Source organism: Cupriavidus sp. FW305-27, assembly GCF_058787995.1.
On the sequence record NZ_JBYTAG010000120.1, the window covers coordinates 1 to 9,005 of the forward strand.

Genomic DNA, 9,005 nt, shown 5'->3' on the forward strand with positions numbered 1-9,005 from the left:
GCCTATGGGGTGGTCACGGCGCTGGGGGTCAGGCAGGGGGAGTGGTCGGCGCGGTGAGGTCAGTGGCGTGAGCGCATTTCAACGCCTGCGGTTTGCTCCCCTCTCCCACTTCGCGGGAGAGGGGAGCGTCCGCGAGAGGTGGCAGTGAATTCCGGCGCACGCGGTGCGCTAGCGCCTGGCAATTGCGCCAGCACTTCGTCCTACCGCCTCAACACCTTCGCATCCCCCTGCATCCCCGCCTCCCTGACGTCCTGCGGCACCGACGGCCAGCCGCCGCCGAGCGACTTGTACAACGCCGCGGTGCCGGTCAGCACGTCCACCTGCCCCTGCACCGCCGACAGCTGCGCGGCGAACAGCTTCTCCTGTGCCGTGGTCACCTCCAGGTAGCTGGAATAGCCGCCCTCGTAGCGCGCGCTCGACTGGTCGGCATAGACCACCAGGCTCTTCTCCTGCTGGCGCAGGCTGACCAGGCGGTTGCGGGTCTCGATGCCGTTGGACAGTGCACTGTTGACGTCGGCCAGGGCCGACAGCACGGTGCCCTGGTAGGCCAGCATGGCCTGCTCGCGCTGTGCCGAGGCGGTCTGCACCTGGCCGCGGATGGCGCCGCCCTGGAAGATCGGCTGGGTCAGGCCGGCACCGATGCCCCACACCTGCGAGGCACTATGCCACAACCCGGCCGGCGAACTGGCAATGGCGCCGAACAGCCCGCTCAGGTTGACGGCCGGCAGGTACAACGCTTGCGCGGCGCCCAGCTGCGCATTGGCGGCAATGGCGGACTGCTCGGCCTGCAGCACGTCCGGCCGGCGCGACAGCAGCGCGGCTGGCAGGTCCGCACCCACCGGCGGCGGCTGCAGTTCATTGACCGGCTTGCCGCGCTCGATCGGCCCGGGCTCGCGGCCCAGCAGCACCGACAGCGCGTTCTCGGTCTGCGCGATGCCGCTGCGCAGCACCGGGATCGTCGCCTCGGTCACGTAGAAATCGTTCTCGGCCTGCGACAGCTCAACCTGCGAGATCACCCCGCCCTCATAGCGCTGCCGGAAGATATCCAGTCCAGCCCCGCGCGCCTTCAGCGTCTGCTGCGCGATCTCCAGCTGCGCGTCCAGCCCGCGCAGCGTGGCGTAGCCCTGCACCACCGATGCCGCCAGTGACAGCACCACGCCACGGCGCGCGTACTCGGCGTTCCACAGGCTGGCCTCGGCGGACTCCGCCTGGCGCCGGATGCGGCCCCACAGGTCGATCTCCCAGCTGGCATTGGCGAGCAGCTGGTACGAGTTGCGCGGGCCATCGAGCGACGCGAACGGCGTGCCGTTGAAGGTGCCGGCGCGCTGGCGCGTTGCCGCCGCGGACAGGTTCACCTGCGGGAAGAATCCCGAGCGCACCACCATCAGCTGGCCGCGGAACTCATCGATGCGGGCCGCGGCGATGCGCACGTCGTAGCTGTTGCGCAGCGCCGTCTCGACCAGCGTGTTCAGCACCGGGTCGCCGAAGCTGTCCCACCAGGCGCTGTCCGCGGCCACCGACAGCACGCCGGTATCGATGCGGTACTGCGCCGGCTCGGGCGTGGCCGGGCGCTCATAGTTGGGGCCGATGGCACAGCCGCCCAGCGCTGCGGCCAGGCAGGCACCGGCCAGCCGGTGGCGCGCGCTCATGACGGTTCTCCGGCCGGTGGCGTGGTGGCTGCGGCCCCGACCTTGGGCTTAGGCTTGCGCTCGGACATCACCTCCAGCCCCCAGAAGAACATCGGGATGAAGAACAGCGCAATCACCGTGGCGCCGAGCATCCCGCCGATCACGCCGGTGCCCAGCGACTGTCGGCTGGCCGCCGACGCGCCACTGGCGATCGCCAGCGGCACGCAGCCGAGGATAAAGGCGAGCGAGGTCATGATGATCGGGCGCAGGCGCAGCCTGGCCGCATGCAAGGCCGCGTCGTAGGCACTGAGGCCTTCCTTGTGCCGGATTTCCACCGCGAACTCGAAGATCAGGATGGCATTCTTCGCCGCCAACGCGATCAGCACCGTCAGCCCGATCTGGAAGTAGACGTCGTTCTGCATGCCGCGCAACAGGATGGCAACCAGTGCACCGAACAGCGCGAACGGTACCGCCAGCAGCACACCGAACGGCAGCGTCCATTTTTCGTACTGCGCAGCAAGGATCAGGAACACCATCAGCAAGGCAAAGGCAAAGACCATTGCTGCCGTCGATCCGGCAGTCTTCTCCTCGTACGCCTGTCCGCTCCAGGCAAAGCTGTAGCCCTGGCCAAGCACCTCCCGCGCCACGTCCTCCATGGCCGCAAGCGCCTGGCCGGAGCTGTAGCCCGGCGCGGCATCGCCCATGATCTTGGCGGCCGGGAAATTGTTGAAGCGGGTCATGATATCGGCGCCCGGGACATACCGGGATGTCGTCACCGCCTTGATCGGCACCATTTCGCCAGTGCGGTTGCGCACGTAGACCTTGTCGAGATCCTCCGGACGCGAGCGGTAGTCGGCCTCGGCCTGCAGGATCACCTGGAACAGCCGGCTGTTCTTCGGGAACTGGCTGACGAAGAGCGAACCGAACATGGTCTGCAGCGCGGAATAGACCTGCTCGACGGGCACGCCCTGGGTTTCGGAGCGTTCGCGATCCACCTCCACCAGCAACTGGCGCGAGCGCGTGTTGATAGTGGAATTGATCCCGGTCAGCTCCGGCCGCTGCCGCGCCTTGGCGATAAAGGCATGCACCCGCTCCTCCAGCTGCTGGTAGGTGCCGTCCGCCGTGCTCTGGAGCCAGAACTCAAAACCACCGGTCGTTCCCAGGCCCGGGATCGAGGGCGGGTTGATCGGAATGGTCACACCGTCCTGGTAGCTCGCAAACTCCTTCTTCGCCTTGGCGATCAGATCCGCCGCGCTCTCGCCTTCCTTGCGGTCATGGAAGCCCTTCAGCGTGATGAACAAGGTGGAAGCATTGGCCTTGTTCTGCGAATCGATCAGGCTGTACCCGTCCACGGACGCCACCGAGCTGACGCCGGGCTGCTTGGCATACCAGGCCTCGGCACGGGAGGAGAGGTTGCCGGTGCGGTCCAGGCTGGCCGCATCCGGCATCACCACGGCACCGAACAGATAGCCCTGGTCCTCCACCGGCAGGAACGACGACGGTATCCGCACGAACATCAGCACGCTCACCCCGATCATGACAAGGATGATGACGATGGAGATCACCGTCCGCCTGATCACGACCTGCAGCGACTTGTCGTACCCCTGGATCAGGCGATCGAACGAATTGTTGAACCACTGGAAAAACCGGTTCTTCTTGTGCTCGCCGGGCTTGAGCAGGATTGCCGCAAGCGCCGGCGACAGGGTCAGCGCCACCACCCCGGACAACACCACCGACACCGCGATGGTGACGGCAAACTGCTTGTAGAGCTGGCCGGTAATGCCGGACAGGAACGCCACCGGGATGAATACCGCCAGCAGCACCAGCACGATCGCAACCACGGGGCCGCTCACCTCGTCCATGGCACGCTTGGCCGCCTCCTTTGGTGGCAGTTTGAACTCCACCATGTTGCGCTCGACGTTCTCGATCACCACGATCGCGTCGTCGACCACGATGCCGATGGCCAGCACCATCCCGAACAAGGTCAGCATGTTGACCGAAAAGCCGAACATGCTCATGCCGACGAAGGCGCCAATGATCGACACCGGCACGGCAAGGATCGGCACGATGGTTGCGCGCAGGCTCTGCAGGAACAGGTAGACGACCAGGATCACGAGGATCACCGCATCGCGCAGCGTGTGCACCACCTCGTTGATCGATTCGTTCACGAACTCGGTGGTGTCGAGCGCAACCTCATATTCCAGCCCGGGCGGGAACGACTTCTTCAGCTCCGCCAGCGTGCCGCGCACCTGCTTGGCCACGTCCAGCGCATTGGCGCCCGGCTGCTGGTAGACCGCCAGCAGCGTGGCGGTCTTGCCCTTGTAGCGGCTGCGCAGCGAATAATCCTTGACGCCGAGTTCAGCCCTGCCGATGTCCTTGAGCCGCACCAGCGCGGCGTCGCCCGACTGCGCGCGCAGGATCATGTTCTCGAACTCGGCGGGCTCGGTCATCTGGCCCTTGGTCGCAATCGGGAACGTCTGCAGGACGGGATCGGTGGTCGGCGACTGTCCGATACGCCCGGCGGAGAACTGCTGGTTCTGCGCGCTGACAGCGTTCTTGACGTCTTCCGTGGTAATGCCCAGCGACGCCATCCGGTCCGGCCGCAGCCAGAGCCGCATGGCGTAGTCCGGATTGCCGAAGATCGCTGACTGGTTGGCGCCGGGAATGCGCTTGAGCGCATCCAGCACATAGATGTTGGCGTAGTTGCCGACAAAGGTCTGGTCGTAGCTGTTGTCCGGCGAAAAGATGGCAATCACCATCATGAACGCGGAAGAACGCTTCTGCACGGAAACGCCCTGGGCCGTGACCGCTTCAGGCAGGGTTGGCAGCGCCAGGTTGACCCGGTTCTGCACGTCTACCTGCGCCAGTTGCGGATCGGTCCCGATCTCGAAATACACCGTCAAGGTCAGGTCACCCGTCGAGGAGCTCGTCGAGTTCATGTACATCATCCGGTCCGCGCCGTTGACCTGCTGCTCGATCGGCGCCGCTACGTTTTGGGCGACCACCTCCGCGCTGGCTCCGGGGTATCGAGTCGTCACCGTGATCGACGGCGGCGTGACGTCCGGGAACTGGGCAATCGGCAGTTTGGTCAGCGCGACCAGGCCGCCCACCACGATGATGATGGACAGGACCGACGCAAAGATGGGTCGGTCGATGAAGAAGTGGGCAAGCTTCATGGCTTGCTCCCCGCGCTCTGCGTGCTCTTGGCCTGGGCGGGGGATGACGCGCCTGGCGCACCCGGTGCGCTGGCGGGCGCCGCACCCGCCGGGGGCTTCTGGCCGGACGCGACCTCGGTGGCCTTGACCGGCGCGTCGGGCGCCAGCCGCAGCCCGCCGCTGACGACCACGCGCTCGCCCGGCTTCAGGCCGGAGCGGATCACCCAGTTGTCGCCGGTCCACTGGCCCACGTCGACCACGCGCTGGTGGGCCTTGTTGTCCGCGCCGACCACCCACACCATCTGCCCGCGCGGGCCCTGGATGACGGCTTCCTGCGGCACCGCCACGGCCTTGGTGCGCTCGGCGCCATGCAGCTTCACGCGCACGAACTGGCCGGGGCGCAGCGTGCCGTCAGGGTTGGCAACCTCGGCGCGGATCATGTAGGTGCCGGTCTCGGCGCTGAACGAGGCATCGGCAAAGGTGATCTTGCCGTGATGCGGGAACTGGCTGCCATCGGCCATCACGATCACCACGTCAAAGGCGCCCTTGGGCGGGAACTTGAGCGCGCCGGACTCCTGCTCCGAGCGTGACGACAGCACCTCGTTCTCGGACAGGCTGAAATTGACCCACATCGGGTCGAGCTTGGCCACGTAGGTCAGCAGGCTGTTCGACGGATCGATATAGCTGCCGGCCTGCTTCTTGGCAAAGCTCGACACGCCGGTGACCGGTGACTTGATCGTGGTATAGCCCAGGTTCAGCCTGGCATTGGTGACATTGGCCCGGGCCGCCTCGACCGCGGCCGCGGCGGCCTGCTGCTTGCCCACGGCGTCGTCCAGGTCGCGCTGGCTCAGCGCGTTGCGCTCGGCCAGCGGGCGCACCCGCGCCAGGTCGGCATTGGCGGTCTTGAGCCGCGCCACCTGCTGCGCCATTTCGGCATTGGCCGCATCCAGCGCCGCGGCGAAAGGCTTGGGATCCATCAGGAACATGGTCTCGCCGGCCTTGACCACCGCGCCCTCGGTATAGACGCGCCGGTCCAGGAAGCCATTGACGCGCGCGCGGATCTCCACCTGCTGCGAGCTCTGGGTCTGGCCGACGAAGTCATAGACGATCGGCACATCGCGCGGCGCCACCGTCATGGTGCCGACCTCGGCCGCGGGCGGTGCGCTGGGCGCCGGTTTGTCCTTGCCGCAGGCGGCCAGCGTCATCACGCAGACCAGCCAGAGCGCGCCGCGCCAATGGAAAGCAGTGTTCACGGATCCCTCTCCCGCCATGGTTATGCACGCGATCGCCGCGCGCGCACGCTGGCGACCTTCCGTCGCGCCGGACCGGTGGCCGCACTCGCCTCTTTACCGGCAGGGTAAGGCTCGGCCCTGCGGGCGCCAATTCAATTCTTTTGTAGGCGTCTTTACTGCTTTCGACTTGCTTTTGCCCGCACCCGCGCGGGCTGCCAGGGCCCTGTCTCAGCGGCGGAACCCGCCATGGAAACCGCCGCCGCGGAAACCCCCGGCACGGCCGCCAAAACCGCCCCAACCGCCGCGCCCCTGCCACTGCTGGGCCGTGCCCTGGAAACGCTGCTGGCCGATCTCACGCGCCTGGCGCTGCTGCTCTAGCCGCGCAGTGGCGTCGTTGCCGGGCTGCACCTGTTCCCAGCCGCTGGGGGTGTGCTTCTGCCAGCCGTTGTCGGTGTGCTGGTACACCGAGCCGTCGTGGCCGGCATACACGTTGCCGTTGTTCCACACCACCGCATTGTTCTTGTCCGGATTGGCGACAAAGCCACGGCTGCCGGCAGTGTGCTGGCCGGTCTGCGTATTGCCGGCAATACCCGCTTCGGCCGCGCCGACGCGGCCGGTCTGCGCGTTGTAGCCCGCCGCCTGGCGGCCGGCGGCATAGTTGCCGGTGTAGGTGTTGCCGGCCACGCCGCCGCGCGCGGCGCCCTCGCGCCCGGTCGACGGATTGGCGAACGAGCCCTGGCGGCCCGCCGCATAGTTGCCGGAATAGGGATTGAACGCCCCACCGCGGCTGCCCTGGTAGCGCGCCCCGGTGGCCGGGTCGTAGCCGGCGCCGGCGGTGCCGCGCCATTCGGTGCCGGTCCAGGCGTTCCAGCCCTGGGCGTGGGTCACGGTGCCCTGGCCCCAGCGGCCGTAGAAATTGGCCTGGTTCACGTTGACGTAGTTCCAGTTGTACGCGCCGCCCCACCAATAAGGGCCCCAGTACGGCGACGCCGCGCCCCAGAACGCACCGGCGGCGAAGCCGAAGGCAAAGCCCTCGGCCATGCCGATGCCAAAGCCGGCGCCGTAGCCATAGGTGGCCGGGTAGCCGTAGTAGACCGCGCCCACATAGGGCGGATAGACATAGCCGGTGCCGTACACCACCGTGCCGTCGGCGCTGACCACCACGCCCATGTAGCCGGGGGTGTAGCCCACCACCACGGTCTCCGGCGTGACCGAATAGATGCGCACATAGGTCACGTAGTACACCGGCGAAGTCGGCGGGATGGTGTAGATCGCCGACGGCACTTCGGTGGCCACACGCCACGGGCCGGACGGTGCCGGCGCCGTGAACCAGACGCCGTTGGCGACCGCGTAGTAGTGGCTGCTGTCGACCTCGATCACCGGCGTGCCGCTGTTGACCGCGTAGCTGAGCGAGGTGCCGGTGACCGGCGTGAAGCGCGGCGCGCCGTCATACGCCACCGCCAGGCTGGCCTTGCTGCGCGACACCGTGGCGGTCTGCGGAATGGTCGCCGCGATCTCGGCCTCGCGTGCCTGCGGCGTGCCGGGCACCGAGACCAGCACATTGGCCTTGGGGTCGGTCGCCGGGATCCTGGCGAAGTCTGCCGGCAGCTGGGCGCCGGGCACGTACTCCCACGGCCCGGTCAGCATCGGCGCGCGGAACCAGCGGCCCGAGACCAGCACGTAATACTGGTTGGCACCCGGATCGACAAAGACCGCGTGGTCGGCATTGGACATCGTCAGCAGGCTGACGCCGCTGACCGGCGTCATCTGCGGCGCGCCGCTGGTCATGACCAGCTCGGTCGGCTGCGTGGCAAAGAGGATCGCCGGCGCCCTCGCCGGCCGCTTGCCGTCGGCCGGCAGCATCGTGTCGGGCTTCATGCCGGCCGCCGCCTTGGTGGCCGCGCTCTCCAGCGCCTTGGGCACGGTCGTCATCACTTCCCAGGCGCCGCCGGCCGATTCGGAGCGATACCAGTAGCCGGCCGCCTTCAGGTGCAGCTCGCCGCCGGATTCGCGCAGCAGCAGCGCTCGGCTGTTCAGCGCCCGTTCGTACTGCGTGCCCGGCACGGCGCGCCAGGCCGGCTCGCCGTCGACCAGCACCAGCAGCGTCGGCGTGGTGGCAAAAAGGATCTGGGGCACGTCATTGCGCACCGCCACGCGGCCAGCCTTGGCCAGTTGCTGCGATACCGCGTAGCTGGCCTGCAACTGGTCCAGCGGCACCGTCAGCCCGTTGGCCGGCAGGCGCGACACCAGCGCCTGGCGCACCCGGTCGGCGGCGTCGGGCCGGGTCGGCACTTCGACGCTGTCCACCGTGATTCGGGTCAGTTGCACCAGCCCTGAGGACTTGTCGATATCGCCGGTTGCCGAGAAATGCACCACGCCGTAGGTCGGAGAACCCGACTTCTCGCCCACCGCCACCGCCGCGCGCCCGGACAGCCGGTTGCCGTCCCAGGTCTCGATCTGGGGCTGGTACAGCTCCACGTGATCGGTGGCGGCGTCAAAATTGCGGGGCCAGCTCAGGGCAGCCGCGGTTGGCGTGGGCGGCGTGGCGGCCTGCGGGCTGAGCGGGGCGAATGCAAGCCACGCCGCGGCGATCAGGGCGCTGGTCTGCTTCAGGCGAAAAGACATGGGTTTCTCCGGGAGGAAGCCGCCTGCGCCGGCGGGCCGGCACCGCGGGCACGATGCTGCACAACAGGCGGCCCATCCCGCGAATCTAAATTAGGCCGCAAAGGCGAACAATCTGATTCGAAAACATTCAGGATCCGTCCCCAAAAAAGACAGATCAGCCGGTGGCATGGGGCATGCGCGGCGGCCATCGACAGCGGCCTTCATACAAAGAAGTAGTCGGGGCGGCAGGCGGCCATGTCAAGCCGCAATGCGCCGTTGCGACGCGCGCAGGCAAGGCGGGTGTGCATCTTGCTTGGCCTGATGCCACCACAACGGCCCTTGAAGCCGCCCCGCACGGCCTCATCTTTGAAGACTCCGCCCAGGCC

4 protein-coding genes are annotated in these 9,005 nt (G+C 67.6%); all 4 read right to left on the bottom strand.

Features of this window, described 5'->3' with window-relative positions:
• Window positions 1-200 precede the first annotated feature (200 nt).
• The gene (locus tag AC3WRI_RS32460) at window positions 201-1,649 is read right to left on the bottom strand and encodes an efflux transporter outer membrane subunit (RefSeq protein ID WP_010812264.1); all 1,449 of its coding nucleotides are present in this window, start codon (window positions 1,647-1,649) and stop codon (window positions 201-203) included.
• Window positions 1,646-4,804, bottom strand: coding sequence for an efflux RND transporter permease subunit (locus AC3WRI_RS32465; protein WP_010812265.1), 3,159 nt, complete (start codon window positions 4,802-4,804; stop codon window positions 1,646-1,648). The genes AC3WRI_RS32460 and AC3WRI_RS32465 overlap by 4 nt, the downstream gene beginning before the upstream one ends.
• Window positions 4,801-6,036 carry an efflux RND transporter periplasmic adaptor subunit gene (locus tag AC3WRI_RS32470; RefSeq protein WP_011616123.1) on the bottom strand — a complete coding sequence of 412 codons (1,236 nt, stop codon included), beginning with the start codon at window positions 6,034-6,036 and terminating at the stop codon, window positions 4,801-4,803. Before AC3WRI_RS32470 ends, AC3WRI_RS32465 begins: the two co-directional genes overlap by 4 nt.
• Before the next feature lie 207 nt (window positions 6,037-6,243).
• Entirely contained in the window at window positions 6,244-8,640 is a 2,397-nt protein-coding gene (locus AC3WRI_RS32475; RefSeq protein WP_492294966.1) for a carbohydrate-binding family V/XII, read from the bottom strand.
• Window positions 8,641-9,005: the final 365 nt, after the last annotated feature.

Coding starts and splice junctions, on each gene's coding strand:
- AC3WRI_RS32460 (WP_010812264.1), bottom strand. CDS start 1,649: ATGAGCGCGCGCCACCGGCTGGCCGGTGCCTGCCTGGCCGCAGCGCTG.
- AC3WRI_RS32465 (WP_010812265.1), bottom strand. CDS start 4,804: ATGAAGCTTGCCCACTTCTTCATCGACCGACCCATCTTTGCGTCGGTC.
- AC3WRI_RS32475 (WP_492294966.1), bottom strand. CDS start 8,640: ATGTCTTTTCGCCTGAAGCAGACCAGCGCCCTGATCGCCGCGGCGTGG.